Below are 26,671 nucleotides of genomic sequence, written 5' to 3' on the forward strand. Positions count from 1 at the left end.
GAGCGCCGGGTCACCGCTTGTCCGATTCACTTCCGCGGGGAAATGCGTTCCGGATCGTTTTGCCGGATGGATAACCGCGTCTGCCAGTGCGTGGAGTACGGTTGGTGCGTATGAGTTTGCTGCGTAGAGTATCCTTCAAGCCGCGTTTGTCGCCTGCGCGCTGGACTGCTCCCCTGATGCTCGGCATCGGTCTTTTCGTCGGCTTCCCGTCAGTCTCGGCCCATTCCGATCTCGCAACCTTTCTCTCCGGCATCAATCGCGGCGGCGAACGCTGGCGCATGTATATGACCCGCTCTCCGGCAGGCTCGCTGCACGAGGTGGAGATGGTGTTCAACGACCCGATCACCACGGGCGCAATCGCCGATGGGGCAGGGGTCGACATGCCGGGCGGCGGGCAGGTGTCGCTGACGGCGGCAGAAAAGCAGGCCGATCCGCGCACGGACGAAGAGCGGGTGAACCGCAAGGACAAGAAAGGCCGCATCGTCGCCGTGGCGCCGGTAACGCCGCCGAAGGATTTTACCGCCGGCTCGATCCTGCAACGTACCAGTGCTCTGACGGAGCCGCTCCTCGACGGCGAGGAGCGCATGGTGTTTTCCAAGCCCAGCATCAAGGGCAAGGAAATCCAGATTGCCACCGCCTTCTACAAGAAGAAGGCGTCGAAGCGGGATCCCGCCATTTCGCCGATGCTGGCGAGCCTGGTGACCAACCAGGCGGCCGACGTGCTGGCGACCGCCTATGCGCCGCCGGAGCCGGACTATGCCCGCCAGTCGCCGTTCGATTCGATTCTGCGCGAGGACAAGACCGGCGGTCGGTTCATTCCCGAGATATCGCCGGAAGACCACGCCTGGGCGGCAAACCCGCTGCCGGCAGGTGTGTTTTCCGAAGCCGAGCAGAAATGCCTGACCTCGGGCATCTATTTCGAATCCCGCGGCGAATCGGTCAAGGGCCAGGCGGCCGTGGCGCAGGTCATTCTCAACCGTGTTCGCAACCCGGCCTATCCGGATACGATCTGCGCGGTCGTTTACCAGAACAAGGGCTGGTACAATCGCTGCCAGTTCTCGTTTGCCTGCGACCGTATCCCCGATATCGTCTGGTCGCGCTCCCATTGGCAGACCGCCAAGGAGGTGGCCCTTGCGGTCACTGCCGGCAAGATCTGGCTTCCGGAGGTCGGCTCCGCCACGCATTACCACGCGACCTACGTGAAGCCCGACTGGGGGCCGACGATGAAACGGGTCTCGAAGATCGGCAAGCACATCTTCTACCGCACCTATGGCGGCGGATGGAGCTGAAGGCGCCCGGGATTGGCAATGGCCGGTCAAACGCCGGCCATTCGCGGTTCTCGGGAAGTTCGCAAGCGATTCCCGCATGATTCCCGCTCGGGCTTGCTGGAAATTGTATAAGCAGTTGTTTTTATGTGATAATATTGTGGCCTAACAAGGGCCTTTGGTGCCTTGACTATAAGGGCACCTAAAACTATGTTGCGGCCGACTTCAAAACGGGCCGAAACGTGGCTTCAAATCCGGCCTTTGTGTGACCAAGCTCGTGGTTTATCGCCGCGAGAGGAAACAAAGGAGGGTGCCACATGACGGACAACCGGAAAGAGGGTCTGGAAGATCGGCTGAAACGCCTCGGTTCGGAACTGTCGGAGAAGCGCAAGGAAGATCCGAAGTATGCCGCGGACGAGGCGCGGGCGGCGGAGAACCGCAAGGGCTATCAGGTCGCCGTGAAGCTTTCGAGCGAATTTGTGGCGGCCATCATCGTCGGCGCACTTCTGGGCTATCTTTTGGACCATTTTGCGGGTACAGGGCCGTGGGGGATGATCATACTTCTCCTCCTTGGTTTCTGTGCCGGTGTGCTGAACGTCCTGCGTTCGGCGGGCATGGTGGCAGCGCCCCATCCCGCGGATCAGCCGGGCAAGGGCGGCAAGAACAAGAGTGACGGCGCGTAAGCGACTGTCGCAAAGACAGGGATGTCCGCCACGTTGGCGGTCCAGAACGAGAGAGAGCGGCTGTGGCAGGCGATAAGGTAGATCCGGTACACCAGTTTGTGGTCAACAAGATCGTTCCGATCGAAATTGGCGGGATTGATTTCTCCTTCACCAACGCATCTCTGTTCATGGTGGCGACGCTGGCCGTTGCGACCGGCTTCCTCTATTTCACGACGTCGACGCGTAGCCTGGTTCCGGGCCGCTTGCAGTCCGTCTCGGAACTGTCCTATGAATTCATCGCCTCCATGCTGCGCGAAGGCGCCGGCTCGCACGGCATGAAATTCTTCCCGATGGTGTTCTCGCTGTTCATGTTCATCCTGACGGCAAACATGCTCGGCATGGTTCCCTACTTTTTCACCATTACCAGCCAGATCGTCGTGACCTTTGCGCTTGCGATCTTCGTCATCGGCACGGTTCTGGTCTACGGTTTCTATAAGCACGGCCTTGGCTTCCTCAACGTGTTCGTGCCCTCTGGCGTACCCGGCATTCTTTTGCCGCTCGTGATTTCCATCGAAATCATCTCCTTCCTTTCCCGCCCGATCAGCCTTTCGGTTCGTCTCTTTGCGAACATGCTGGCAGGTCACATCACGCTGAAGGTGTTCGCAGGCTTCGTCGCCTCGCTCGGAACGCTCGGCGCGCTGGGTATCGGCGGTGCGGTTCTGCCGCTCATCATGACCGTTGCCCTCACGGGCCTCGAATTCCTCGTCGCCTTCCTGCAGGCCTATGTCTTTGCGGTGCTGACATGCATGTACCTCAACGACGCAGTGCATCCGGGTGGCCACTAAGGAATAAAGTCGTGGGCTTTCCCGAGTTTCATCGGTGAAGGTGCCAAACACAGCCGCAACAACCATTTCGAAGGAGAAAATCATGGAAGCGGAAGCAGCAAAGTTCATCGGCGCAGGTCTCGCTTGCCTCGGCATGGCCGGCACGGCTCTCGGCCTCGGCAACATCTTCGGCAGCTACCTGTCCGGCGCCCTGCGCAACCCGTCGGCTGCTGACAGCCAGTTCGGCCGCCTCGTATTCGGCTTCGCCGTTACGGAAGCTCTGGGCATCTTCTCGCTGCTCGTAGCGCTGCTGCTCCTTTTCGCCGTCTAAGACCGGCTTGAAGGCAGGGCCGCGGTTTTAAGCCGCGGCCCGCATCTTTTCTGAATGCACCTGGAGGTGAGCATGTTTGTGACCGCGGCCTACGCCCAGTCAACCACCACCGAAGGCGCAGAGACCCACGACGCCGCTGCCGGCGAGGTCCACACCGAGACTGGTGTAGCCCATGAAGGCGGACATGGCTCGGGAGTGTTCCCGCCCTTCGATTCTTCGACATTCGCATCGCAGCTTCTCTGGCTGGCGATCAGCTTCGGTCTTTTCTACCTTCTGATGTCGAAGGTCGTCATGCCGCGCATCGGCAGCATTCTCGAAACGCGCCACGATACGATCGCCCGCGATCTCGATGACGCCGCTCGCTCGAAGGCCGAGGCAGACGCTGCAGTTGCCGCCTACGAGCAGGAACTGGCAACGGCCAAGGCCAAGGGCAACGTGATTGCCTCGACCGCCCGCGAAGCCGCCAAGGCAAAGGCTGCTGCCGATCGCACCGCGGTCGAGACCAGCCTGAACGACAAGATTTCCGCCGCGGAAGCCCGCATCGCCGATATCAAGGCGAAGGCGCTGGCCGACGTCGGTTCGATCGCTGAGGAAACGGCAAGCGCCGTCGTCGAGCAGCTGATCGGCGGCAAGGTAACGAAGGCCGAGATCGCATCCGCGGTCAAGGCATCGGCGAAGTAAGGAGAGCATCATGGATATGACCTCACTGGCCACATTCTGGGCCTTTGTCGGACTGGTGCTTTTCCTCGCGCTCGTCGTCTACCTCAAGGTTCCGGGCATGATGGCGAAGTCGCTCGACGACCGCGCGGCTCGCATCACCAACGAACTCGCCGAAGCCAAGCGCCTGCGCGCCGAAGCCCAGTCGCTGCTCGCCGAATACCAGAGCAAGCGCAAGGACGCCGAAGCGGAAGCTGCCAACATCGTTGCCGCAGCCGAGCGCGAGGCCGAAATGCTGACCGCCGAAGCCAAGCAGAAGACCGAGGAATTCGTCGCTCGTCGCACGGCATTGTCGGAACAGAAGATCAAGCAGGCCGAAACCGACGCCATCAACTCGGTCCGCGCGACCGCCGTCGACATCGCCATTGCCGCTGCTGAAAGCGTCATCACCGCGAAGTCGGATGCCGCGACGCAGGCCGCACTATTCGCCAAGGCGGTCGGCGACGTGAAGACCCGCCTCAACTAAGCGGTTGCTTCATAAAGAATGGAAGAAGGTCGGCTCGCGCCGGCCTTTTTTGTTTTCGGTGGGGGAGGAGGATCGGCGCGCAGATGAAAGGGCGGCGATTGCTTCAGTTGCCTTTGATTGTCACAGGCGCAAGCGTGAGGCAGGCTTCCTCAAACTCCCGTATCGTTTCCGGCTCATTGTCAGCTGGCAGGACTGCGTCCGTGGCAACGTCCGTTGCGTCATCCGTCGATTGACCGTCATAGACATAGGACTGGATGTAATAGGCCAGCCCGCCCTTCCAGACCCTGCGGCCATCGATTTCCTTGCAGGCGTAGGCTGTCTGTAGGTCGGCTTGGAGGGCATCTGCGGTCGGCGGCGGGGCTGCCGACGCATCCGTCGCAGCAGTGATTGCCAACATAATCAGGCCAAAGATCAAGATCCCGATCCTTCCAAGTGATTCGCGAGCCAGAAGCATCGACTCTATAACGCAGCAGACCGTCGGCTTGTTACAGCGGAAACGCGTTGCCGAGAGTTTTCCGCAGCGATTTATGAGGGGTGTCTAAAATCCGCAACATCAGGCGGCAAAGTCATCGTCCGGCGCGTCTTCACCGTCCTGCCGCAGGGGACGGAAGCTCATGCGGTGCAGAGGGCAGGGGCCGTGGCTGTCGATGGCATTGCGGTGCCTCGCCGTGGCATAGCCGGCATGCGTGGCAAAGCCATAGGCAGGGAAGACGACGTCGGCCCGGGTCATCATCCGGTCGCGCGCCACTTTGGCGACGATCGAGGCGGCGGCGATCGAAAGCGATCGCGCATCGCCCTTGACGACGGCCTTGCCCTGGCAGGGAAGCCCCGGCGGCACGTCACGTCCGTCGGCGAGCACCAGGGCAGGGCGAGACGACAGCCCGAGCACCGCCCGGCGCATGGCATCGAGGCTCGCCTTGCGGATATCCGTGCCGTCGATCCTGCCCGCCGCCGAAGAGGCGATCGAGACGATGGCCGAGGAAAGGATGATGTCGAACAGTTCCTCGCGCCGCGCGCCCGAAAGCTTCTTGCTGTCGTTCAGCCCCAACGGAATGCTGTCCGGATCGAGGATCACGGCAGCCGCGACCACGGGGCCAGCAAGCGGTCCGCGCCCGGCTTCGTCCGTTCCGGCCACCGGCCAGAGACCATCGCGCCGCGCGCCGGTCTCAAAGCTGAAATCGGGGCCTTCGATGGTTTCGAAGAGAAAGGGGGAATCGGGCGGTGTACTTCGTGACATGCGGCGAAACTCGCACACAAGCCCGATTCCCTGCAAGTCCTCCGGCAGTGAGGCGGCTGCCGGAGGATGGACCGATCGAGCCTCGGGGCAAGAAACAGGATCGGTATTCGATATCCGGTAAGAGGCCCGGACGAAACATCAAGACGCCATCAGAGCAGCGACAGTTGAACGCCGGTGCCGAGCGGCGGAACGAACAGGTCGCAGTTGAGCGGGCGCTTCGCCACGTTCAGTTCGAGCCGCTTGGCCGCCAGTTCGAAGCGCCGGCCGATCTGCCAGGCATAGGGTCCGGCGCCCTTCATGCGCTTGCCGAACTCGGCATCATAATCCTTGCCGCCGCGCATCGAGCGCACCAGCGACATGACGTGACGGTAGCGGTCTGGATAGTTGCGGAGCAGCCAGTCGCGAAACAACGGGCTCACCTCCAACGGCAGGCGCAGAAGCACGTAGCTGGCATGGGTGGCACCGGCGGTTTTGCCTGAATCCAGCACCCGCTCGATCTCATGGTCGTTGAGCGCTGGAATGACCGGCGCCATCATCACCGTTGCCGGTATGCCGGCTTCCGTCAACGCCTTGATTGCGGCGAGGCGCTTCGTTGGCGTCGAAGCGCGCGGTTCCATCAGGCGGGCGAGCTTGAGGTCGAGCGTCGTCACGGATAGGCCGACCTTGGCCAGACCCTTCTCCGCCATCGGTGCGAGAAGATCGATGTCGCGCATGACCATCGCCGATTTGGTGACGATCATCACCGGATGGTCGCACGCCTTCAGCACTTCGAGGACCTGGCGCATGATCCGCCATTCCTTCTCGATCGGCTGGTAGGGATCGGTGTTGGTGCCGATTGCGATCGGCCGCACCTTGTAGCCGGGTTTTGCCAGTTCGCGTTCAAGCAGCTTTGCCGCACCCGGCTTGGCGTAGAGTTTCGTTTCGAAATCGAGCCCCGGCGACAGGCCCATATAGGCGTGCGTCGGCCGGGCGAAGCAATAGATGCAGCCATGTTCGCAGCCCCGATAAGGATTGACCGAGCGATCAAAAGGGAGGTCGGGCGAATCGTTGCGGCTGATGATCGAGCGCGGCTTTTCGATTTGAACATCGGTCTGGAGAGCCGGAAGATCCTCCAGCGAGTCCCAGCCGTCATCTTCAAGTACCCGGGAGGTTGGTTCGAAACGTCCTGACGTATTGAGGGCGGCTCCCCGGCCGCGCCTGCGGTCAATCTCGATCCGCAGGCCGGAACCGGCGATCATCGCTTCGGCCATATCTGCCGTGTTGGCGGGCGCAAGGGCGCCCTGCCTGATCTCAGACAGCTCGTTCATGGGGGTTCTCCGGGGACTGTCCTTGCGGACGATCCGTTATCCTCTGATTATTTTCCTAACCCAAAAACGAGAACAAGACAAGAACAAAATGGCGGAACGGCGTCGCCGGCGCGTTGCAGGTCCGAGGCGGATGAGCAATTCCGCCTTCGTTTGCGCGCGGATTCATCATGAATGAAAAGTTAATTGCCCGGAAACGAAGGCTTTATGGAAATTGCCGGTGCGATGCGGTATGGACGGCAATGCTGACGATCATCATCGAAACCCGCAACAACGAAGCCGAACTGGCGCAGACGCTGTCGGCGCTGGTCTCAGGCGCCGTGGAAGGCTTGGTGAGCGACGTGATCATCCTCGATCACGGCTCGCGGGACGGTTCCAGCCGTGTCGCCGATGCCGCAGGCGCGCGTTTCTGCACGAGCTGGGATATGAAGGACATCGTTCGCTCCGCGCGGGGGGACTGGCTGCTGCTGCTGGAGGCGGGTGCAAGACCGGCAGGCCGCTGGATCGATGACGTGGCGGAATATATGTCCCTTAGCAAGACACCGGCGCGGTTTTCGCCCTCGCGGCTGCATCGCCGGCCGTTCCTGAAGCGCGTCGTGACCCGCCTGGCGCCGCTCGAGCTCGGTTTCCTCTTGTCGCGGCAGCAGGCGACGGCGATCGCAAAATCCGGCATGCGGCTCAGCGATTTCGCAACCGGCAGGGCGGTGCGCCGCCTCGGCAGCGAACTCGTGCCTGCCTGGGTCGCGATCGGCAATCGTCCCGGCGCTGACGATTGCTAGGGGTCGGGCCACTGCCGCCCTCACGACAGAAGGGCGTCGAGTTTACCCAGGATGCCATTCCACCCCTTTTCGTGATTGTCACGGCTTTCCTCGGACATGAACTTCACGTGGGTCAGCACCACTTCCGTGCCGTCCGCGACGGGGGTCAGCACCAGTTCGACCTGCGTATCAGGGGCTGACCAGGGCGCCTCCCAGGTAAAGACGATCCGCGAGAACGGGGTGAGTTCGTTGTAGGTGCCTTCATGCGGATATTCCTTGTCACCCACCATCAGCACGAAGAACCGCCCGCCCTCGCGCGCGTCCGAGCGGGCCTCGGCGACATGCATGTCCGGGCGCGGTGACATGAAACGGGTCATCATCGCCGGATCGAGCCAGGCGTTGTAGATCTGCTTCGGGTTGGCTTTGATGGTGCGGCGGCAGGTGAGGCTAAGGTCAGTCATTGTCCGGCTCCTTTGTCAGCAGTGTTCCAAGGGTTTCGAGGCGGAGGTCCCAGATCGACCGCAGTCCCGAGAACCACTGGTCGATCTCCGCCAGCGGCGCCATCTGCACTTCGATCAGGTGTTCTCGCCACTGGGTGCGGCGGCTGACGAGCCCGGCCTTTTCGAGGACCATGATGTGCTTCGACACGGCGTTCAGGCTCATATCGAAGCGGGCGGCAATATCGGTCACACGCGCGGGGCCTTCTTGTGCGAGATGCGTCAGTATCGCACGGCGCGTGACGTCGCTTGCGGCCTTGAGGATCAGGGTCAGCTGGTCAGAGTCTGATCGTTCAACCATATGGATGAATTATCATATGGCACGTCATCAGTCAACTATATGAATGAATGAGTACCAGCGACCATCATCCTCTGAGTCCTAACCCTGGAAACAACAAAAAGGGCAGGCCCTTTCAGGCCTGCCCGGACGTGATGAAAATGAATGGCTGAAAAGGTCTTGCCGAGCGGCCGAAGCCGCGCCGTCGTATACTTCCCGCAGTATTCGGCTGCTAAAGCTTGGGCGCAGCGGGAGTGGATCGGTCGATACGTCTCGGTGTCATCTGCGGTTTCCTCACCCCGCGTTGCTGATGAGGAGAGTTTTATACCGGCGCGCGGGCAGGCGCTGTTCCGGATGGAACAGGGAGGACAGAGGTCACAGGGAGAGGCGTCAGCCGCGCTTCAGGTGCTCGTCGAGCCTCGGCATGATCTCGACGAAATTGCAGGGCATGTGCCGGTAGTCGAGCTGCTGTTTCAGGATGCCGTCCCAGGCGTCGCGGCAGGCGCCGGGTGATCCCGGCAGCACGAAGATGAAGGTGGCGTTGGCGACTCCGCCGGTTGCGCGAGACTGGATGGTGGACGTGCCGATCTTGTCGTAGGAGATGCGGTGGAAGACCTCGGAAAAACCATCCATGCGCTTTTCGAACAACGGTTCCACCGCCTCCGGCGTCACATCGCGTCCGGTAAAGCCCGTGCCGCCCGTGGTGATCACCACGTCGATCGCATCGTCCAGCGTCCATGCCTTGACCTGGGCGGCAATCCGCGCCTTGTCGTCCGGCACGATGGCGCGGGCCTCGAGCCGGTGACCGGCATCGGCAATGCGGGCAGCGAGCGTGTCACCGGAGCGGTCGTCGGCACGCGTCCGGGTATCGGAGACTGTCAGGACCGCGATGCCGAGGGGAACGAAGGGTCTTGTCTCGTCAATGCCAGCCATGATCGTCTCCATCTCCGCTGACGCTGTTGCAGGCAAGAACGTACCAGTTCGGCTTTTGCGTTGAAAGAACGGCGGCAGCGACGTCTCTTTCTGCAGCGGTCGTAAACAGCCCGAAGCAGGTGGCGCCCGAGCCAGACATCCGAACGAAAACCGCTCCCGTCTTCAACAGCGCATCCGCCACCGCGCCGATCGCCGGCTCCAAAAGCCGGGCAGGCGGCTCGAGGTCGTTGCGCATGCCTTTCAAAGCCTTGATCCAGTCGCTCGCGGCAACCGCTCTGTGGGCCATCGCAAGCGATGGATTGGTCTTGTTCGTCAGCATCCGGAAAATCACCGGCGTCGATACCGCGCCGCGCGGATTGACGAGAAGCATATGAAAGCGCGGAAGGGGTATAGGCTCAAGCTCTTCGCCGATGCCGCTGGCGATGAGCGGCCGGCCTTCCAGACACATCGGCACGTCCGCGCCGAGGTTCAGCGCCATGTCGCGCAAGCTGCTGGGATCCGCAGAGGCGCCCCACAGCTCCAACAAACCGAGAAGCGTCGCTGCGGCATCCGCCGAGCCGCCGCCGATGCCGGAGGCGACGGGCAGGTTCTTTTCGAGATGAAGATGAACCGACCCGGCCGCGATGCCTCTTTCAACTAGATGCGCCCGCAAGAGGTCACGCGCCCGAAGCACCAGATTGCCGGACGCGCCTTCACCCGTCAGTGGCAGATCGGTGGAAAACGAACCGGAAACGGTGAAACGATCTTCCGTCGAATGGGAGAAGCCGATGCGGTCTCCCGCGTCGGCGAACGTCACGAGGCTTTCGAGCAGATGATAGCCGTCCGGCCTCTGGCCGACGACATGCAGGGCCAGATTGATCTTGGCAGGCGCAAGGCGCGTCAGCGCGAAGCCCGGTATGCCGCCTTCATTTGCCATCGCAAGGCGCGGTCAGGATTTCTTGCCCGTCGCCACGTCCGGTGCAACCTTCTCGGGCAGGGTTTCCGCCGCTGCCGGAACCTTGGCATCGACCGGCGGCAGACCGTTTTCGATCTTCGCCTTGATCTTCGGGACCTCCGCCTCTTCAGGCTTCAGCGCCAGCGCCTGGTTCCACTGGAACACGGCTTCGAGCTTGCGCCCGACGCGCCAGTAGGCATCGCCGAGATGATCGTTGATGGTCGCATCGCCGGCCATCAGCTCGGCGGCACGCTCGAGTTCGACCACGGCATCATCGAACCGGTTCATCCGGTAATAGGCCCAGCCGAGCGAATCGACGATGTAGCCGTCATCCGGCTTCAGATCGACGGCCTTGCGGATCATCCCGAGGCCTTCCTCGAGATTGATGTTCATGTCGACCCAGGAATAGCCGAGATAGTTCAGGACCTGCGGCTGGTCGGGATTGAGTTCCAGCGCCTTCTTGAAGCTCGGCTCGGCCTTGTCCCAGATTTTCTGGCGTTCATAGGCGATGCCGCGCTGGAAGAAGATCGTCCAGTCTCCCCGCTGCGGCACCGGCCCGATCGCCTCCACCGCGCGGTCGTAAACCAGCCCCATCTCCTTGTAATCCTTGGCATCGGACAGCACGCTGCCATAGGCGATGTAGCTGCGAACGTCTTTCGGATCGAGATCGATCAGCGCCTTCAGGTGCTTCTTGGCTTCGTCCACCTTGCCGATCGATGCAAGGCTCAAGCCCAGTTGCATCTCGGAAAGTCGCCGCATCGGCGAATTTTCCGGCACGCTCCGGTAGAGCGCGATTGCCCGTTCCGGCTGCTTCAGGTTTTCGGCAATGCCGCCGAGCATGACGAGGATATCGGCGCTTTCCGGGTCCACCGCGCGGGCTGTCTGCAGATAGAGCGAGACGATGTCTTCGGCGCCGTCGCGGTTGAGGGCTGCGCCGATCGAGAAAAGCACGGCAGCGGCACCCTGGGCCGCGCTGCGCACCTGTTGTTCCTGCGGCTTGCCCTCTTCGATGCTCTTGCGCAGCGCCTTCAGCGGGGCATAGTTGCTGATGAAACCCTCGCCGACCGAAATGGCGTCGAGCGCCTTGCGCTTGTTGCCGTCGCGCGCTTCGAGTTTCGCCAGCGCGACCACAGCGCGCATGAAGGTATCCGGGGCGGCGCTGCCGCCTTCGCGGTCGAGAACGGCGTCGTTCAGCTTCGAACGGGCCGTGGATTGGTCGCCCGCGGCAAGCGCGATGGCACCTTCATGGTAGGATTTGAAGATCTTGAACCATTCCGGGCCTTCCATGGCGTCGATGCTGGCGATCGCCTCCTTCGGCTTGCCTTCTCCGGCCTTCGCCCAGCCCAGCAGCAGGCCATTCATCAGCCGGTCGAGATCGTTCGGGCCATCATAGTTCAGGATTTTCTGCGCATGGCGGTATTCGCGCTTGCGGATCGCCTCGACCGAGCGGGCGATCGTGGTGATGCGCTCGACGGAACTGTCGGACTTCAGCTCTTCGGCGATCTTCACGCCTTCATCGAAGTCGCCGTTCATCAAGCTCGTGATCATCAGGCGCTGCTTGACCTCGACGTTGTCCGGCTCGAATTCGAGCGCTGTCCGGTAGAGCTTGGTCGCCGTATCGGGTCGTGATCGACATCGGCGGTCCGGGCGGCGAGGAAAGAGCCCGAAAAGCTGTTGACCGAATCCACATCGAAGGGCTTGCTTTCCTCCACCGCGGCCTTTTCCTCGGCAAAGCTCTGGGAAGCGCCGCAAAACGACGCCAGGGCCAGGAACGCTGCGCCGCTGAGCAGGCGAAGAAGGTGTTTTTGCCGCATGACAAGCCTTTCGTTACGGGCGGCGCCCCTTGGCGCCGACGCCGGATTCGCGCGGAATCAGTCCCAAAATCATTAGCGTATTACCCGGCAAACCGGAATCGGTTTGAACGCGGGGCAAACGCAATTCGACATGTTGCCGTCAAAATTTACCGCCCTCGGTTGCACCAGCGACGCGGCAACGATGCCATCATGAACGCACAGAATGGCTTTTTTGGCGCGGTGCGGCAAGAATTTCCTCTGAGGCTCCGGCACATCAGTTGACCGCCGGATCAGCTCACCCGCTCGATGCAGAAATCGATCACCTCGAGAAGCGCTGCTTTCCAGGGTGATTGCGGCAGAGGCGCCAGCGCATCGCGGGCGATCGTGCCGTAGTGCTGCGCCCGTGCGATCGTGTCGCTCAAGCCGCCGTAACGGGTGATCAGGCCAAGCGCTTTTTCCAGGTTCTGGTCGTCGCTCTTGCCGCCCTCGATCGCCTCGCGCCAGAAGCTGCGTTCGTCGGAGGTGCCGCGGCGATAGGAGAGGATCACCGGAAGGGTGATCTTGCCCTCGCGGAAATCGTCGCCGACATTCTTGCCGAGATCGGCGGCCTTGCCACCGTAGTCGAGCACGTCATCGACCAGCTGGAAGGCGAGGCCGAGATTCATGCCATAGGATTTCAGCGCATTGCGGCTCGCCTTGTCGGTCCTGGCGACGATCGGGCCGACTTCGGCGGCAGCGGCAAACAGCGCCGCCGTCTTGGCGCGGATGACCGAGAGATAGTCGTCCTCGGTCGTCTCCATGTTCTTGGCGACCGAAAGCTGCAGCACCTCGCCCTCGGCGATCACCGAGGCTGCCGTCGAAAGCACATCGAGCGCGTCCAGCGAGCCGACATCGACCATCATGCGGAACGCCTGGCCGAGCAGGAAGTCGCCGACGAGAACGCTTGCCTGGTTGCCCCAGATCATCCGCGCCGTCGATTTGCCGCGCCGAAGGTCGCTTTCATCGACGACGTCGTCGTGCAGCAGGGTGGCCGTGTGCATGAATTCGACTGAGGTCGCGAGCTTCACATGGGCATCGCCGGTAAAACCGAACATCGAGGCGGAAGCGAGCGTCAGCATCGGCCGCAGGCGCTTGCCGCCGGATGAAATCAGATGGTTCGCCACCTCCGGGATCATCTGGACGTCGGAACCGGCCTTGGACAGGATCAACTGGTTGACGCGTTCCATGTCCGCCTTCGTCAGGTCGACGAGCGGCTTCACGGATGCCTGTTTGTTTTTGCTGTCTTCCAGCGGTATCACTACGCCCAACACAAGGGACTCCTGTTCAAATTCCAGTTCGGACAATAGAAAGGGGGGCTTGTGGCGGCAAGAGGCGAATTGTCCCGCTTCTTCAAATTAGGCAGGAAAACGATCCGGAATGAAGGAATTGATCCGCACCAACGACGCCGTCGTGCTTTCTTTCGCCGAAAGCCTGATGAAGGAAGCAGGTATCGGCTGTTTCATCGCCGACCAGGGCATGAGCATCCTCGAAGGCTCGCTCGGCCTCTTGCCCCGCCGTTTTCTGGTGGCCGATGAGGAAGCCGACGAGGCCCGCCAGATTCTGATTGACGCGGGGTTGGCTGCGGAATTGCGGGAGGTTTGACGGCTCATGCATTGCCCTTGGCTGGCCTACCCCCCCCTGTCCCTCCGGGACATCTCCCCCACAAGCGGGGAGATTGGCCGAGAGGCTCGTTCACGCCTTATATGGTCCTTCCGTCGAGGCCGCATAAGGGAAACGAATGATCTCCTCCCTTGTGGGGGAGATGTCAGCAAAGCTGACGGAGGGGGGTATGCCCGCCACACACGCAAATGTGCCGGGATGCCACACGCATGAAAACCCAGACCACCGACAGCTTCCATCGCGGTCAATTCCATGTGATCCAGCCGCTGGGGCAGGGGCACCGGTCCGGCATGGACGCGATGCTGCTCGCCTCGCTGGTTGCCTCGGACAAGCCGTGCCGGGTTGCCGATCTCGGCGCCGGCGCCGGGGCCGCAGGCATGGCGGTTGCCTCGCGGCTGGAGAATGCCGAGGTCCTGCTGGTCGAACGGTCGCCGCTGATGGCGGATTTCGCTCGCAAGAGCCTCGCGCTGGCGCAGAACGAGCGGTTCAGTTCCCGTGTGTCCGTGCTTGAAGCCGATGTCGCGCTCACCGGTCGGGTGCGGGTCGCTGCAGGTCTCGCCGACGACACTTTCGACCACGTCATCATGAACCCGCCCTTCAACGATGCCTCCGACCGCAAGACCCCCGACGTCCTGAAGGCCGAGGCACACGCGATGACCGACGGGCTGTTCGACATCTGGATCCGCACCGCCGGCGCGATCATGAAGCCCGGCGGACAACTGTCACTGATCGCCCGGCCGGAATCGATCGCCAAGATTGTTTCCGCCTGCGGTCGCCGTTTCGGCGGCATCGAAATCACCGCCTTGCATCCGCGAACAGGCGAAAACGCGGTGCGCATCCTCGTGACGGCGATCAAGCAAAGCCGCGCCCGCCTGGCGCTGCGGGCTCCGCTGATCATGCACGAAGAGGATACGCACAAATTCTCCGCATTCGTGGACGATCTGAACAATGGCCGCGCCGCCTATCGCCGCCGGCGATGATTTTCACGGCAGCGCCATTGCGTTTGGCTCGTCAATGCATACATGCCATCACGCAAAACCAAAGAATGAAATGCAGGGAGTTGAGATGGCCGGACTGTTCAGGAAGCTGCTGCCGAGGCGTTTTCGCAATGAGGGTGTGACGATCCCGGTCGTCAGGCTGCACGGCGCGATCATGGCAGGTGGCAGCCAGTTTCGCCCGCTGCTCAACCTCGCCTCGGTTGCTCCGGTGCTGGACAAGGCCTTTTCGATGAAGGGTGTCCCGGCCGTCGCCATCTCGCTCAATTCGCCGGGCGGATCGCCGGTGCAGTCGCGGCTGATCTATCAGCGCATCCGTGATCTCGCCGAAGAAAAGAAGAAGCGCGTCATCATCTTCGTAGAGGATGTCGCGGCGTCCGGCGGCTATATGATCGCGCTGGCCGGCGATGAGATCATCGCTGACCCGACCTCGATCGTTGGCTCCATCGGCGTCGTCTCCGGCGGCTTCGGCTTTCCGGAGCTCCTGAAGAAAATCGGCGTCGAGCGGCGCGTCTATACCGCCGGCACCAACAAGGCGATGCTCGATCCGTTCCAGCCGGAAAAGGAACAAGACATCGAATATCTGAAGGGCCTGCAGCTCGAAATTCACGATGTCTTCATCGGCATGGTCAAGGCGCGGCGCGGCCATCTGCTTGCCGATACACCGGATATCTTCTCCGGCCTGTTCTGGACCGGAAAGCGCGGCCAGGAGCTCGGCCTTGTCGATAGTCTCGGCGACATGCGCGGCGAGTTGAAGAAGCGTTTCGGCGAGAAAACCCAGCTGCAGCTCGTCTCCGCGTCGCGCGGCCTGTTCGGCAGGCGGCAGCCCGGCGCGTCGCTGGCGGGCGCAATAGCCGAGCGCTTCGCGGCATCCACCGTTTCCGGCCTTGCAGAGGTGGCAGAAGAAAGAGCATTATGGGGCCGCTTCGGCCTTTGATCGCCTGAGGAAAACGGGGGAGAAGCGAATGCCGCAAATCATTCTTCTGCTGCTGTTTGCAGCCATCGCCTGGATCGGCTATCGCAAGTTCGTGGCCGACGCCGAAAAACTCGCCCGCCGCCAGCAGGAAGTCCGCCGCCAGCAGGAAACAGGGACGCAAGGCACGCTGGTCAAGGACCCGGTAACGGGAGAATACCGGCTGAAGAAGCCGGAGTGACGTTATTCATTGCGCTCTTTGATCCGCGCCGCCCAATTGGCGCCGGCATAGGTCACGCAGATGACGAAGACACTTTGATCGCGCTCGTCCACCGTGAAGCAGACGACACCTTTTTCGCCAGCTGGAATTGCATTCTTGACGGCGGGAATATAGGCATCATCGACGACTATCCTTTTGCGCCGGCGTTTCGTCGCCCCTTGACCCCTTCCGCCCGCCATGGCACCAGACGACCAGCACATTTCAACCTGGACTGACGCCATGACCACCGCCGCCCTGCCGGACCATATGAACCCCAAGCGCTCCTTTCAGGCGCTGATCCTGACGCTGCACAATTACTGGGCGGACAAGGGATGCGCGGTTCTGCAGCCCTACGACATGGAAGTCGGCGCCGGCACCTTCCATCCGGCAACGACGCTGCGGGCGCTCGGCCCCAAGCCTTGGCGGGCCGCCTATGTGCAGCCCTCGCGCCGTCCGACCGACGGGCGCTACGGCGAAAACCCGAACCGCCTGCAGCATTATTACCAGTATCAGGTATTGCTGAAGCCCAATCCGTCGAACCTGCAGGAGCTTTATCTCGGCTCGCTCGCGGCGATCGGGCTGGACCCTTTGCTGCACGACATCCGCTTCGTCGAAGATGACTGGGAAAGCCCGACGCTCGGCGCCTGGGGGTTGGGCTGGGAGTGCTGGTGCGACGGCATGGAGGTTTCGCAGTTCACCTATTTCCAGCAAGTCTGCGGCATCGAATGCTCACCTGTCTCGGGCGAGCTCACCTACGGCCTCGAACGCCTTGCGATGTATGTGCAGGGCGTCGACAACGTCTATGACCTCAACTTCAACGGCCGCGAAGGCGACGAGAAGATCAGCTATGGCGACGTTTTCCTGCAGGCCGAGCAGGAATATTCACGCCACAATTTCGAATATGCCAACACCGCCATGCTGCAACAGCATTTCGTCGATGCCGAAAAGGAGTGCCTGGCCCTTCTCGCCGCCGGCGCGCCCGATACCGGCGCCAACGCCATGCTGCACAAATGCGTGTTCCCGGCCTATGACCAGTGCATCAAGGCGAGCCACGTCTTCAACCTCCTCGACGCCCGCGGCGTGATCTCAGTGACCGAACGCCAGAGCTATATCCTGCGCGTGCGCACGCTCGCCAAGGCCTGCGGCGAGGCCTTTCTACTGACGGATGCGGGCGGCGTGAACCTCGCAAAAGAGGCTGCTTAAGCGGCAGCCTCAACACCAGGCCCGGCCGAGGCGGCGCGGGAAGCAAGTCGAAATCGGCTGGCCCCGGCGGTCTGAACCAGGCAAAGGCGGGCTGACGGCAGCCTCAGTTGTGTTCAGCGCCTGCCCGTGTGGATGCGCACAGGCACGAGGCTCTTCTGCCGCCGTTCCTGCGTCCGACTGGCCGCAATATGGCTCAGACCGATGAGAATGAGTGCCGAGAGGGTGATCATGGAGATTATGGTCATTTTTCAAATTCGCACTTCACTAATGGCTTGGCGACGCTTTGCCCTGCGTGCGCCGTAAGGTTTCGGGTCGGCCACTATGGCCTGAATCATGGCCACAATTGGCCGTGCACGCGGATAATATGGAATAAGAATACGCTTTAGCCGGCCGGCCGCAATCGCGAGTTATAACTAGATCGTTTGCCGGCTTATCTGTCACCCGAGGTGATCGAGAACGTCGTTTCAGCCCTTGCCGCGTTCGACCGCCAGGCGGGCATCGATCGCCAGCACGCGATGGCCGCTCTCGGTATCAAGGCCGATATGGGGCTCTATCGCAGCCTGGACATTTGATCGTCGGCTGCGTCTGCACGCAAGCGGGCCGTCAACGTCGCTTTGATAGCGCGAAGTGCGGCCCGTTTTTCTGTGGTCGGAATTTGGGGTGCGCAGGGAGTTCAGACCAGATCGCTGGCATCGACGCCGATCTGCCAGACCGGCTTCAGGGTCGGATAGGCGCCTGTCGGAAGCTGGCCGGCATAGGTCTGCAGGGCGCGGCGGACGCCGGCCGGCTTTTCCACGGAAGCGCCGCTCGCATAGGCGAAGAACAAGGCCGAGAAGGCGATCACGTTGATGAGGGTTGCGAGCGTTTTCATGGGGCCGTTTCTTTGCGGGTTCGGCATTGATCTGATGGATTGACTATCGACCAAACGGCGCCGCAGCGCGGTTCCCGGCGGAACAGGGAAGGCGCGTTCGCAATGTGAAAAGGCGGGCGAAGAGATGGCAGCGGAAAATTGTCTTCCAACGGCGGCGGCCGATGCTTAAGTTGCGGAAAACTCGTCTAGCGGAAGGAAACCTCGATGATCGGTCTCGCCATCGCTGCGGTCGTGATCCTGTACCTGATTTTCATCTATAACGGCCTGGTCAAGGCGCGACAGGTGAAGGAGGAGGCGTGGTCCGGCATCGACGTGCAACTGAAGCGCCGCGCCGATCTGATCCCCAATCTGATAGAGACCGTCAAGGGCTATGCCGCCCATGAAAAGGGCACGCTGCAGGAGATCGTCGAGCTTCGAAGCAAGGCGCAGGCCGTGCCCGCGGGCGACGTCGCCGGGAGGGCTGCCGCGGAAGGCATGCTCGGCCAGGCGCTTGGCAAGCTCTTTGCGCTGGCGGAAGCCTATCCGGACCTCAAGGCCAACCAGAATTTCTCCGAACTGCAGCAGTCGCTGGAGGAGATCGAAAGCGAAGTGCAGATGGCGCGCCGCTACTACAATGGCGCGGCCCGCGACCTGAACGTCAAGGTCGAGAGTTTTCCCTCGAATCTCATCGCCGGCCCCTTCGGCTTCGCCAAGGCCGCCTTTTTCGAGATCACCAACGAAGCCGATCGCGCCGTGCCGGTCGTGAAATTTTGAAGCAAGTCAAACTGCGTCGCTAACGCTTAAACGAACGCGACGCTGCCGTGCCGAACCTTGATCGAAGTTGAGATGCCGTGATCCATCCCAGTGACCGTATGCCCGTTAACCGTCTGCAATGTGCCTTCGATGCTTGCTACAAGGCATTTTTGCCTTATCCCCAGCCGTTGGCATTTACCGCCTCGCCGTTTCGCAACCCAGCAGCGCTGTTGAAGTCACTGACTTCAGCGCCATTGCGTGAATTGACCGCCAAGCAGCTTGGACCGTATGCGGGCTATGCCCTCACGACGGTTGGAGATGTCGAAGACTACAAACATTTCCTTCCGCGCATTTTTGAGCTGGCCATCCAACCAACGGGACAGCCGGGGCTGGGCGCGGAGGTAATCGCGCTTCGTCTGAAGCAGGGGCGCTGGCGTGAATGGCCGATTGAAGAACAGGCGGCGGTTGAAGCAGTGTTTAGGGAAGCCTTTGCTAAGGCAACACAGGGGCATGTAGGCGAAGCCGATGTGCAGGGATGGCTATGCGGAATGGCTATCCTTGACCTTCCACTCGCCGAAGTTCTCGATGACTGGCTTGCAAATTCCACCGCCGATCACAATGACAATGCCAGATTGCAGATTGCACAATTTGTCCACGATGCGGCTGGTTTTCTGCACGCCGTCGACGCGGCGGGTCAGGCCTTTTGGAGCTATGCCAATGAGGCGACATTACACTTTATGAGAGCCTGGGTCGCCAGCGTTTCGGTTACCGAGAGGATGATTGCCGCACTCCATGGCGCATCCGCCGACCGATGGATCGTTGAACATGCGATGAAGGTGCTCGCGGAGGTTCAATCCCAGACGACGCATTGAAGGAGTATGCGATCTGGGCGGGTTGCTGGGAGACATCGACCTGACAGGGTTTCGGCATTTGCGAAAACTGCGCATTCGTCGTAGACCGCAGTCCAAAAATAGGCCCTCCTTCGGCCGAAGCTACCTCGTAAAGTCAAGAGACCTGAGCATGAGCAACGCTGACCAGAAATTGACCATCCTCCCGCCAGGCCATCCGCTTGAAGGCCGCGTCAGCCCGCCCGGGTCGAAGTCGATCACCAACCGGGCGCTGCTGCTTGCCGGCCTCGCCGAGGGCACGAGCCGTCTGACCGGTGCGCTGAAGAGCGATGATACCCGTTACATGGCCGACGCCCTGCGGGCCATGGGGGTTACGATTTCCGAACCGGACGGCACCACGTTCGTCGTCAGCGGAACCGGCAAACTCCTGCCGCCGGAAAAACCGCTCTTCCTCGGCAATGCCGGTACCGCGACGCGGTTTCTCACGGCTGCCGCAGCCCTCGTCGACGGCACCGTGGTGGTGGATGGCGACCAGCATATGCGCAAGCGGCCGATCGCCCCGCTGGTGACGGCTCTGCGCTCGCTCGGCGTCACGGTCGAGGCTGAAACGGGCTGCCCGCCGGTGACGGTGTCCGGCACGGGTGATTTCGGCAAGGATCGCGTTACCATCGATGCCGGCCTGTCGAGCCAGTATGTCTCTGCCTTGTTGATGGCGGCGGCGGGCGGCACGCGCCCGATCAATATCGAGCTTGCCGGCGAAGAAATCGGCGCGCGCGGCTATGTCGACCTGACCGTTGCCGCCATGCGTGCCTTCGGCGCCGAGGTCCGCCAAGTCAGCCCGTCGATCTGGCAGGTCGCCCCGACGGGCTACCGCGCCACCGACTATGTCATCGAGCCGGACGCATCGGCCGCAACCTATCTCTGGGCGGCGGAAGTTTTGACCGGCGGCAGGATCGATCTCGGTGTTGCCGCGACCGCGTTCTCGCAGCCGGATGCCAAGTCCTATGAGGTGATCGCCAGCTTCCCGCATATGCCGGATGTCATCGACGGCTCGCAGATGCAGGATGCGGTGCCGACGCTCGCCGTGCTTGCCGCCTTCAACGAGAGGCCGGTGCGCTTCACCGGACTTGCCAATCTGCGCGTCAAGGAATGCGACCGGGTGCGGGCGCTTTCCACCGGCCTGTCGAACATCCGCCCCGGCCTCGGCGTGGAGGAAGGCGACGACCTCATCGTCGCCGCCGATCCGAAGCTCGCCGGCCAGACGCTGCCCGCCGACATCGACACCTTCGCCGATCACCGCATCGCCATGAGTTTTGCCCTGGCGGGGCTGAAGATCAACGGCATCACCATCCTTGATCCCGGCTGCGTGGCGAAAACCTATCCCCGCTACTGGGACGAGCTTGCCTCGCTCGGGGTGGCATTCGAAGGTGACAGGCCGTGAGCGTCCTGTTCAACGTCAGCTAGCCCCTATCGGAAGGTCGTTCGCATGAAACGTCTCTGCGCAGCGCTCGGCTTCATCTGGCTGTTTCTGGCCATGGCCGGCGCGGTGCGGGCGGAGGAATTCTTCGCATCCTATCATTCGGCGATAGACGTCGCAAAAACCGGCGCGCTGACGGTGACGGAGACGATCAAGGCGAATGTCGAGGGCAACCAGATCAAGCGCGGCATCTACCGCGATTTTCCGCTGACCTTCACCGACAGGAACGGCCGCGTCGTCAAGGTCGATTTCAAGCTCCTCGCCGTCGAGCGCGATGGCGCCGAAGAGCCGTATCGCACCGAAGGCATCAGCGGCGGCATCCGCATCTATACCGGCGACAAGGACGTGTTCCTGCCTCGTGGCGAGCACATCTTCCAGTTCACCTACCAGACCGCCCGCCAGATCCGCTTCTTCGATGATCACGACGAGTTCTATTGGAACGTGACCGGCAATGGATGGGCGTTTCCGATCGAGGAGGCGTCGGCGGCGGTCACGCTGCCGGAGGGCGTGAAAGCGCAGGCGCTGGATGTCTTCACCGGTCGCTATGGCGCGACCGACAAGAATGCCCGCGCCGTGGAGGATGGCGACGAGCTGGTGTTCACCACGACGCGCCGCCTTGAGCCGGGCGAGGGGCTGACGATCGCCGTCAAGATGCCGAAGGGCAGCATCGATCCGCCGTCCGCATCGCAGGAAAGGGTCTGGTGGTTTTACGACAACCTGCCGCCCATCCTTGCCGTCACGGGCTTCGTGATCGCAGCACTGTATTATTCCCGGATGTGGCTGAAGGTCGGCCGTGATCCGGCCCGCGGCGTCATCGTGCCGCGCTGGGATGCACCCGACGGCATCTCCCCGGCGCTGGTCAACTATATCGACAACAAGGGGTTTTCCGGCCAGGGCTGGACAGCGCTGTCTGCCGCCACCCTCAATCTCGCCGTCGATGGCCATGTCGTCCTGAAAGACTTCAAGAATTCGCTGGTCATCACCCGCACGGCCAAGGCAAAGCCGCCGTCGCTTCCCACCGGCGAGGCGGCCTTGCTGTCCGCCGTGCAGCGCAATGGAGGCGAACTAGCGATCGACAAGGAGAACGGCCCGGCCGTGCAGAAGGCCGGATCCGATTTCCGCAGTGCCATGGAGAGGGAACACCGCGGCAAATACTACCATGCCAATACGGCCTATGTGGTCGGTGGCATCGCGCTCTCGGCGCTGTTCCTGCTCGCCATTTTCATCGCGGGCGTTCTCGACGGGGCCACCGCGGCGCTTGTGCTGGTGCCTGTGCTTGCCTCGATCGTCATCTCGCTGTTTGCCGTCGGCGTCGGCCGGTTGTTTAACAGGAGGGGAAGCCTCTTTGTCCGCATCGGCGCTCTCATCGTCGCGGCTTTCCTTGCCTTCTTCATTGTCGCGGCCACGCTGAGCGTTCTGGCGGTCGTGATCAGCATGGCCCTGACGGCGCATCAGGTGCCGCTGCTGATCGGGGTCGGCGGCATCGTGCTCGTCAACATGCTGTTCTTCTATCTGATGGGCGCCCCGACGCCGATCGGCTCCAGGATGATGGATGGCATCGACGGCCTGCGCCAATATCTGACACTGGCGGAAAAAGAGCGGATGAACATCGCCGGCTCCCCTGAAATGTCGCCGCAGCATTTCGAAAAGCTGCTTCCCTACGCCGTTGCCCTCGGCGTCGAAAAGCCCTGGTCGGAGACCTTCGATCGCTGGCTTCTCACCGCCGCCGCGGGGGCTGCCGCCTACCAGCCGGCGTGGTACCACGGCGATAGCGCCACCGCCGGCTCCTTCGGCGACCGAATGGGCGGCTTTGCCGGCTCGATGGCCGGCACCATGACCTCATCGCTGCCGCCGCCGCCCAAAAGCTCGTCCTCCGGCTTCTCCTCAGGCGGCGGTTTCTCCGGCGGCGGGGGCGGGGGTGGCGGTGGCGGCGGGTGGTGACCCCTACCTCTCCCTCGAGGGGGAGGTCGCAGCGAAGCTGCGGGCGGGGGTGATCCGTTGGGTGTCTCGAAAAATCACCCCACCCCGGCGCTGCGTGCCGACCCTCCCCCTCAAGGGGAGGGTATTGCCATCCGGCAGCCTCGCTTGCAATCTAAGCGGGAGGAGAGCGCAATGTCGAAAAAGCCTTCAAAACTCGATCGCTTCAAAATCGCCAACAGCCGCCGCCTTCGCACCAGCGCCACCGACGCCGAAGCAAGACTGTGGCGACACCTCGAACGCATCCCGATCGAAGGGACCCATTTCCGCCGCCAGGTGCCGATCGGCCCGTAATTTGCCGATTTCGCCTGCCACCAGATCGGCCTTGTGATCGAACTTGACGGCAGCCAACATGCATCGGAAAGGGGCTTGCAGCACGACGAGAAACGAACGCCTTTCTTGAAAGCCAGGGCTACCACGTCCCGCGCTTTTGGAATTCGGAGGTTTTCAACGAACTCGATGCAGTGCTCGACACCATTTTTGCCATTGTGCAGCAACGTCAAATTTTGCTAGCAGAAGCCAGCCATTTTCACCCCACCCCGGCACCGCGTGCCGCCCCTCTCCGCCACGGAGAGGGTGAGGAAGAAATCTGATGCCCGATCTTCTGCTTGAACTCCGCTCCGAGGAAATCCCGGCTCGCATGCAGCGCAAGGCTGCCGGCGACCTGAAGAAGCTCTTGACCGATGCCTTGGTCGAGGCGGGGCTGGCCTATGAGGGCGCGCGGGAATACTGGACGCCGCGGCGGCTGACGCTTGATATCCGCGGTCTGAACACCCGCTCGGCGGATGTGCGCGAGGAACGCAAGGGCCCGCGCACCGATGCCAACGAAAAGGCGATCGAAGGCTTTTTGCGCGGCGCGGGGCTGACATCGATCGATCAGGCGCATGTCCACAGCGACCCGAAGAAGGGCGACTTCTACGTCGCCCATATCGTCAAGCCCGGCCGCCCGGCCGAAGAGATCATCGCCGAAGTGATGCCTGGCATCATCCGCAACTTCCCCTGGGGTAACCCGATGCGCTCCGGCGTCGCTTCGGCGAAGCCGGGCTCCCTGCGCTGGGTGCGGCCGCTGCAATCCATCATCTGCCTGTTCGGCCCTGAACACGAGGAAACGCACGTCATCCCCTTCGAGATCGATGGCATTACGGCCTCGAACGTCACCTATGGCCACAGGTTTCATGCGCCGGAAGCGATCACCGTTCGCCGCTTTGCCGATTACATCGAGAAGCTGGAAAAGGCCTATGTCGTGCTCGACGGCGACCGGCGCAAGGACATCATCCTCCACGATGCCCGCGATACCGCCTTCGCGAACGGCCTTGAGCTGGTGGAGGACGAAGGGCTGCTGGAAGAAGTCTCCGGCCTCGTCGAATGGCCACGGGTGCTGATCGGCGCCTTCGAGGAGGATTATCTGGCGATCCCGTCGGAAATCATCCGGCTGACGATCAAGACGAACCAGAAATGTTTCGTCACCCGCGTGCTCGGCGAGGAAACCCTGTCGAACAAGTTCATCCTCGTTGCCAATATCGAGGCGAAGGATGGCGGCAAGGAAATCGTCCACGGCAACGGCAAGGTCGTGCGCGCCCGCCTGTCGGACGCCAAGCATTTCTGGACCCGCGACCAGGGCAACCTGCCGGACCTCGAAACGCTGGAAGCCTCCGCGAAGAAATTCGATCTCGACCTGAAAAAGCCGCTCGACCAGCGCATGGCCAAGCTCGATGCGCTGAACGTGACGTTCCATGCCAAGCTCGGTACCGAAGGCGCGCGCGTCGCCCGCATCCGCACGCTTGCCGCCGAACTTGCGCCGATCGTATGGCGTTCGGCGCAGCCCTACCTCCCCCTCGAGGGGGGAGGTCGCAGCGAAGCTGCGGGTGGGGGTGACGGTCAGGGGCGCATGAAGGATCACCCCACGCCGTCGCTGCGCGCCGACCCTCCCCCTCAAGGGGAGGGTGAGAACGCGCCGGACCTCGGCGCATTTCTGAAACAGGTCGACCGGGCCGTGGTCCTCTCCAAGGCCGACCTGCGCACCGAAGCCGTCGGCGAATTCCCGGAGCTGCAGGGCCTCATGGGCCGCAAATACGCGCTTCTGCAGGGCGAAGATGCCTCCGTCGCCACCGCTATCGGCGACCACCGCAAACCGCAAGGTCCGTCCGATCAGGTGCCGACCGACCCGGTCGCGCTGACGGTGGCGCTGGCCGACAAGCTGGATACGCTCGTCGGCTTCTGGGCCATTGATGAAAAGCCGACGGGTTCGAAGGATCCGTACCAGCTTCGCCGCGCGGCTCTTGGCGTGATCCGGATCATGCTGGAGCGGAAGGTGCGTCTAAAACTCACTGAGGCATTTAGAGCAGCATATATCGCGGAATTTTACACTGGACAGCCAGCGAACGAACTTGAACACGGTGAGCGAATCTTCAAACACGACCTCCTCTCCTTCTTCCACGACCGCCTCAAGGTCTACCTCCGGGACCTCGGCGCCCGTTACGATCTGATCGACGCAGTGCTGGCGTCGGGCACCCACCTCCCCCTTGAGGGGGGAGGTCGCAGCGAAGCTGCGGGTGGGGGTGACCCGTTGGGTGTCGCGGAAGATCACCCTACCCCGGCACTGCGTGCCGACCCTCCCCTTCAAGGGGAGGGTGTTGGCAACGACGACCTGCTGATGGTCGCCCGCCGCGTCGAGGCGCTGACGGCCTTCATCACCTCGGAAGACGGCCAGAACCTGCTCGCCGGCACCAAGCGCGCCACGCAGCTGCTGGCCGCCGAGGAAAAGAAGGGAACGGAAGTCGCGGAGGCCGTCGATCCGGGGCTCTTCAAGCTCGATCAGGAAAAGGCGCTTTACGGCGCCGTCACCGAGGCCTCGCGGGAAGCAGCCGCCGCTATCGCCCAGGAAGATTTCCGCTCTGCCATGGAAGCCCTGTCGAAACTGCGCGGCCCGGTCGATCAGTTCTTCAACGACGTCCTCGTCAACGACGAAGACCCGGCCATCCGCGCCAATCGTCTGGCATTGCTCGGCCTGATCCGCTCGGCGACGGGAACGGTGGCAGACTTCTCGAAGATTTCGGGGTAGCGCGGGTCCTGCCTACCTGTTCTATGTGATCAGTCAGTTTCAGGAAGAAACCGGCTCCGTCATTCCTGTGCTTGTCACAGGAATCCAGCAGCGCCGCGTCCGCTCGCATAAGTCCACCAAAAGAACAATCCCTGACCGCGCCGCCGCGCGGTGGCTGGATGCCTGTGACAAGCACAGGCATGACGGAGGGGGGGGGTACATCGCGCCAATCACAGGAATGACGGAAGGCTGGGGGAACCCCGCGGAACCGAACGACCCTTGGACCGTCCGAGCCCAAAACCCATCCCCGTCAATCCCCGTCTGCAAAACCTGCACCATAGTACTCCTGCTTTCACCACCGGAGTGTTTCGCGAGACGTTCGTGGACAGGTGGAAGCTGGCGCTCTGCGACGCTGCCGTAACGTGTGGCTGTGGTGGCGGGGAGTGAAGCCGGGCGGGTCACCGCTCAAAAATGCCTCCTCCGCGCCAGGCTGCGGTTTGGTTGAGCCATGCAAGTTTTGGCTGAAATGCCGGGACGCAGCGAGGCAGGGGCGTCATTCGTAGGGGCAGAAAGCCCCGAGGCAAGCCAAAGGCCACGCGGAAGCGGAGCCACAAGTATTTTATTTTGAGAGGTTTCGCTTCCGCGTGCGCTCTCCACGCTCTTTGAAAACCGCAGGCGGCATCCGCCGTGCGACCGCAA

General features: G+C 62.2%; 30 protein-coding genes and 2 pseudogenes. 20 read left to right on the plus strand and 12 right to left on the minus strand.

What is annotated here, in order from left to right:
* Window positions 1-176 precede the first annotated feature (176 nt).
* The 6 genes from WI754_RS09835 (at window position 177) to WI754_RS09860 (ending at window position 4,265) form a co-directional block, all read left to right on the plus strand.
* Window positions 177-1,289: a cell wall hydrolase gene (locus WI754_RS09835; protein WP_349437782.1), complete on the plus strand. Its 1,113-nt coding sequence runs from the start codon at window positions 177-179 to the stop codon at window positions 1,287-1,289.
* Between the two features lie 293 nt (window positions 1,290-1,582).
* Complete coding sequence (locus tag WI754_RS09840; protein ID WP_349437536.1) at window positions 1,583-1,948, plus strand: AtpZ/AtpI family protein; 366 nt, start codon at window positions 1,583-1,585, stop codon at window positions 1,946-1,948.
* Between the two features lie 62 nt (window positions 1,949-2,010).
* A complete protein-coding gene (locus tag WI754_RS09845) occupies window positions 2,011-2,772 on the plus strand; it encodes a F0F1 ATP synthase subunit A (RefSeq protein ID WP_349437537.1) in 762 nt (253 codons plus the stop codon).
* Between the two features lie 82 nt (window positions 2,773-2,854).
* Window positions 2,855-3,082 carry a F0F1 ATP synthase subunit C gene (locus tag WI754_RS09850; protein ID WP_018330055.1) on the plus strand — a complete coding sequence of 76 codons (228 nt, stop codon included), beginning with the start codon at window positions 2,855-2,857 and terminating at the stop codon, window positions 3,080-3,082.
* A gap of 72 nt (window positions 3,083-3,154) precedes the next feature.
* Window positions 3,155-3,763, plus strand: coding sequence for a F0F1 ATP synthase subunit B (locus WI754_RS09855; protein ID WP_349437538.1), 609 nt, complete (start codon window positions 3,155-3,157; stop codon window positions 3,761-3,763).
* A gap of 16 nt (window positions 3,764-3,779) precedes the next feature.
* A complete protein-coding gene (locus WI754_RS09860) occupies window positions 3,780-4,265 on the plus strand; it encodes a F0F1 ATP synthase subunit B (RefSeq protein WP_349437783.1) in 486 nt (161 codons plus the stop codon).
* A gap of 103 nt (window positions 4,266-4,368) precedes the next feature.
* Here WI754_RS09860 and WI754_RS09865 read toward each other — a convergent pair whose 3' ends face one another.
* The 3 genes from WI754_RS09865 to WI754_RS09875 form a co-directional block, all read right to left on the minus strand.
* Window positions 4,369-4,662, minus strand: a complete 294-nt coding sequence (locus WI754_RS09865) for a hypothetical protein (protein WP_349437784.1) — start codon at window positions 4,660-4,662, stop codon at window positions 4,369-4,371.
* Window positions 4,663-4,818: 156 nt separating this feature from the next.
* Window positions 4,819-5,502, minus strand: coding sequence for a ribonuclease HII (locus WI754_RS09870; protein WP_349437539.1), 684 nt, complete (start codon window positions 5,500-5,502; stop codon window positions 4,819-4,821).
* Window positions 5,503-5,651: 149 nt separating this feature from the next.
* Window positions 5,652-6,809 carry a PA0069 family radical SAM protein gene (locus WI754_RS09875; protein ID WP_349437540.1) on the minus strand — a complete coding sequence of 386 codons (1,158 nt, stop codon included), beginning with the start codon at window positions 6,807-6,809 and terminating at the stop codon, window positions 5,652-5,654.
* A gap of 239 nt (window positions 6,810-7,048) precedes the next feature.
* Here WI754_RS09875 and WI754_RS09880 point away from each other — a divergent pair, with 239 nt between their 5' ends.
* On the plus strand, window positions 7,049-7,585 hold the full coding sequence (locus WI754_RS09880) for a glycosyl transferase (RefSeq protein ID WP_349437541.1): 537 nt from the start codon (window positions 7,049-7,051) through the stop codon (window positions 7,583-7,585).
* A gap of 20 nt (window positions 7,586-7,605) precedes the next feature.
* Here WI754_RS09880 and WI754_RS09885 read toward each other — a convergent pair whose 3' ends face one another.
* The 6 genes and pseudogenes from WI754_RS09885 to WI754_RS09910 all read right to left on the minus strand — a co-directional run bounded on the left by WI754_RS09885 (window position 7,606) and on the right by WI754_RS09910 (window position 13,305).
* Window positions 7,606-8,025 (minus strand): SRPBCC family protein, encoded by a 420-nt coding sequence (locus WI754_RS09885; RefSeq protein ID WP_349437542.1) that lies wholly within the window; start codon window positions 8,023-8,025, stop codon window positions 7,606-7,608.
* Window positions 8,018-8,362, minus strand: coding sequence for a metalloregulator ArsR/SmtB family transcription factor (locus WI754_RS09890; protein ID WP_349437543.1), 345 nt, complete (start codon window positions 8,360-8,362; stop codon window positions 8,018-8,020). The genes WI754_RS09885 and WI754_RS09890 overlap by 8 nt, the downstream gene beginning before the upstream one ends.
* A 366-nt stretch (window positions 8,363-8,728) precedes the next feature.
* Window positions 8,729-9,271: a molybdenum cofactor biosynthesis protein B gene (gene moaB, locus WI754_RS09895; protein ID WP_349437544.1), complete on the minus strand. Its 543-nt coding sequence runs from the start codon at window positions 9,269-9,271 to the stop codon at window positions 8,729-8,731.
* Entirely contained in the window at window positions 9,258-10,187 is a 930-nt protein-coding gene (locus WI754_RS09900) for a 4-(cytidine 5'-diphospho)-2-C-methyl-D-erythritol kinase (protein WP_349437546.1), read from the minus strand. The genes moaB and WI754_RS09900 overlap by 14 nt, the downstream gene beginning before the upstream one ends.
* A 12-nt stretch (window positions 10,188-10,199) precedes the next feature.
* Window positions 10,200-12,019, minus strand: a pseudogene (locus tag WI754_RS09905) (tetratricopeptide repeat protein).
* Between the two features lie 269 nt (window positions 12,020-12,288).
* Window positions 12,289-13,305, minus strand: coding sequence for a polyprenyl synthetase family protein (locus WI754_RS09910; protein ID WP_349437547.1), 1,017 nt, complete (start codon window positions 13,303-13,305; stop codon window positions 12,289-12,291).
* A 109-nt stretch (window positions 13,306-13,414) separates the two neighbouring features.
* On the opposite strand from WI754_RS09910, the gene WI754_RS09915 reads away from it, so the two are divergent.
* From WI754_RS09915 to WI754_RS09930, 4 genes are all read left to right on the plus strand, one after another.
* A complete protein-coding gene (locus tag WI754_RS09915; protein ID WP_349437548.1) occupies window positions 13,415-13,639 on the plus strand; it encodes a DUF2007 domain-containing protein in 225 nt (74 codons plus the stop codon).
* 227 nt (window positions 13,640-13,866) lie between these two features.
* Window positions 13,867-14,637 carry a tRNA1(Val) (adenine(37)-N6)-methyltransferase gene (locus WI754_RS09920; RefSeq protein WP_349437549.1) on the plus strand — a complete coding sequence of 257 codons (771 nt, stop codon included), beginning with the start codon at window positions 13,867-13,869 and terminating at the stop codon, window positions 14,635-14,637.
* An 85-nt stretch (window positions 14,638-14,722) separates the two neighbouring features.
* Window positions 14,723-15,589, plus strand: a complete 867-nt coding sequence (locus WI754_RS09925; RefSeq protein ID WP_349437550.1) for a S49 family peptidase — start codon at window positions 14,723-14,725, stop codon at window positions 15,587-15,589.
* Between the two features lie 28 nt (window positions 15,590-15,617).
* Window positions 15,618-15,806: a hypothetical protein gene (locus WI754_RS09930; RefSeq protein ID WP_349437551.1), complete on the plus strand. Its 189-nt coding sequence runs from the start codon at window positions 15,618-15,620 to the stop codon at window positions 15,804-15,806.
* A gap of 2 nt (window positions 15,807-15,808) precedes the next feature.
* Here the strand turns inward: WI754_RS09930 and WI754_RS09935 are convergent, their stop codons facing one another.
* Window positions 15,809-16,066 (minus strand): hypothetical protein, encoded by a 258-nt coding sequence (locus WI754_RS09935; RefSeq protein WP_349437552.1) that lies wholly within the window; start codon window positions 16,064-16,066, stop codon window positions 15,809-15,811.
* Here WI754_RS09935 and WI754_RS09940 point away from each other — a divergent pair.
* On the plus strand, window positions 16,065-17,027 hold the full coding sequence (locus WI754_RS09940; protein ID WP_349437553.1) for a glycine--tRNA ligase subunit alpha: 963 nt from the start codon (window positions 16,065-16,067) through the stop codon (window positions 17,025-17,027). The two genes, WI754_RS09935 and WI754_RS09940, sit on opposite strands and share 2 nt — an antisense overlap.
* Before the next feature lie 113 nt (window positions 17,028-17,140).
* Here WI754_RS09940 and WI754_RS09945 read toward each other — a convergent pair whose 3' ends face one another.
* Window positions 17,141-17,272 (minus strand): hypothetical protein, encoded by a 132-nt coding sequence (locus WI754_RS09945; protein ID WP_349437554.1) that lies wholly within the window; start codon window positions 17,270-17,272, stop codon window positions 17,141-17,143.
* Between the two features lie 177 nt (window positions 17,273-17,449).
* Here WI754_RS09945 and WI754_RS09950 point away from each other — a divergent pair, with 177 nt between their 5' ends.
* Entirely contained in the window at window positions 17,450-17,599 is a 150-nt protein-coding gene (locus WI754_RS09950; protein ID WP_349437555.1) for a hypothetical protein, read from the plus strand.
* A 101-nt stretch (window positions 17,600-17,700) separates the two neighbouring features.
* Here the strand turns inward: WI754_RS09950 and WI754_RS09955 are convergent, their stop codons facing one another.
* A complete protein-coding gene (locus WI754_RS09955) occupies window positions 17,701-17,898 on the minus strand; it encodes a hypothetical protein (RefSeq protein WP_349437556.1) in 198 nt (65 codons plus the stop codon).
* Window positions 17,899-18,102: 204 nt separating this feature from the next.
* On the opposite strand from WI754_RS09955, the gene WI754_RS09960 reads away from it, so the two are divergent.
* The 7 genes and pseudogenes from WI754_RS09960 to glyS all read left to right on the plus strand — a co-directional run bounded on the left by WI754_RS09960 (window position 18,103) and on the right by glyS (window position 25,993).
* Window positions 18,103-18,651, plus strand: a complete 549-nt coding sequence (locus WI754_RS09960; protein WP_349437557.1) for a LemA family protein — start codon at window positions 18,103-18,105, stop codon at window positions 18,649-18,651.
* Window positions 18,652-18,728: 77 nt separating this feature from the next.
* Window positions 18,729-19,502 (plus strand): hypothetical protein, encoded by a 774-nt coding sequence (locus WI754_RS09965; RefSeq protein WP_349437558.1) that lies wholly within the window; start codon window positions 18,729-18,731, stop codon window positions 19,500-19,502.
* A 148-nt stretch (window positions 19,503-19,650) separates the two neighbouring features.
* On the plus strand, window positions 19,651-20,919 hold the full coding sequence (locus WI754_RS09970; protein WP_349437559.1) for a 3-phosphoshikimate 1-carboxyvinyltransferase: 1,269 nt from the start codon (window positions 19,651-19,653) through the stop codon (window positions 20,917-20,919).
* Between the two features lie 45 nt (window positions 20,920-20,964).
* Entirely contained in the window at window positions 20,965-22,896 is a 1,932-nt protein-coding gene (locus tag WI754_RS09975; RefSeq protein ID WP_349437560.1) for a DUF2207 domain-containing protein, read from the plus strand.
* Between the two features lie 171 nt (window positions 22,897-23,067).
* Window positions 23,068-23,241, plus strand: a pseudogene (locus WI754_RS09980) (DUF559 domain-containing protein); the annotation flags it as partial.
* 47 nt (window positions 23,242-23,288) lie between these two features.
* The gene (locus WI754_RS09985) at window positions 23,289-23,525 is read left to right on the plus strand and encodes a DUF559 domain-containing protein (RefSeq protein ID WP_349437785.1); all 237 of its coding nucleotides are present in this window, start codon (window positions 23,289-23,291) and stop codon (window positions 23,523-23,525) included.
* Window positions 23,525-25,993: a glycine--tRNA ligase subunit beta gene (gene glyS, locus WI754_RS09990; protein WP_349437561.1), complete on the plus strand. Its 2,469-nt coding sequence runs from the start codon at window positions 23,525-23,527 to the stop codon at window positions 25,991-25,993. The genes WI754_RS09985 and glyS overlap by 1 nt, the downstream gene beginning before the upstream one ends.
* The last annotated feature ends 678 nt before the right edge of the window (window positions 25,994-26,671 follow it).

This window comes from Pararhizobium sp. A13 (assembly GCF_040126305.1).
GTDB lineage: Bacteria > Pseudomonadota > Alphaproteobacteria > Rhizobiales > Rhizobiaceae > Pararhizobium.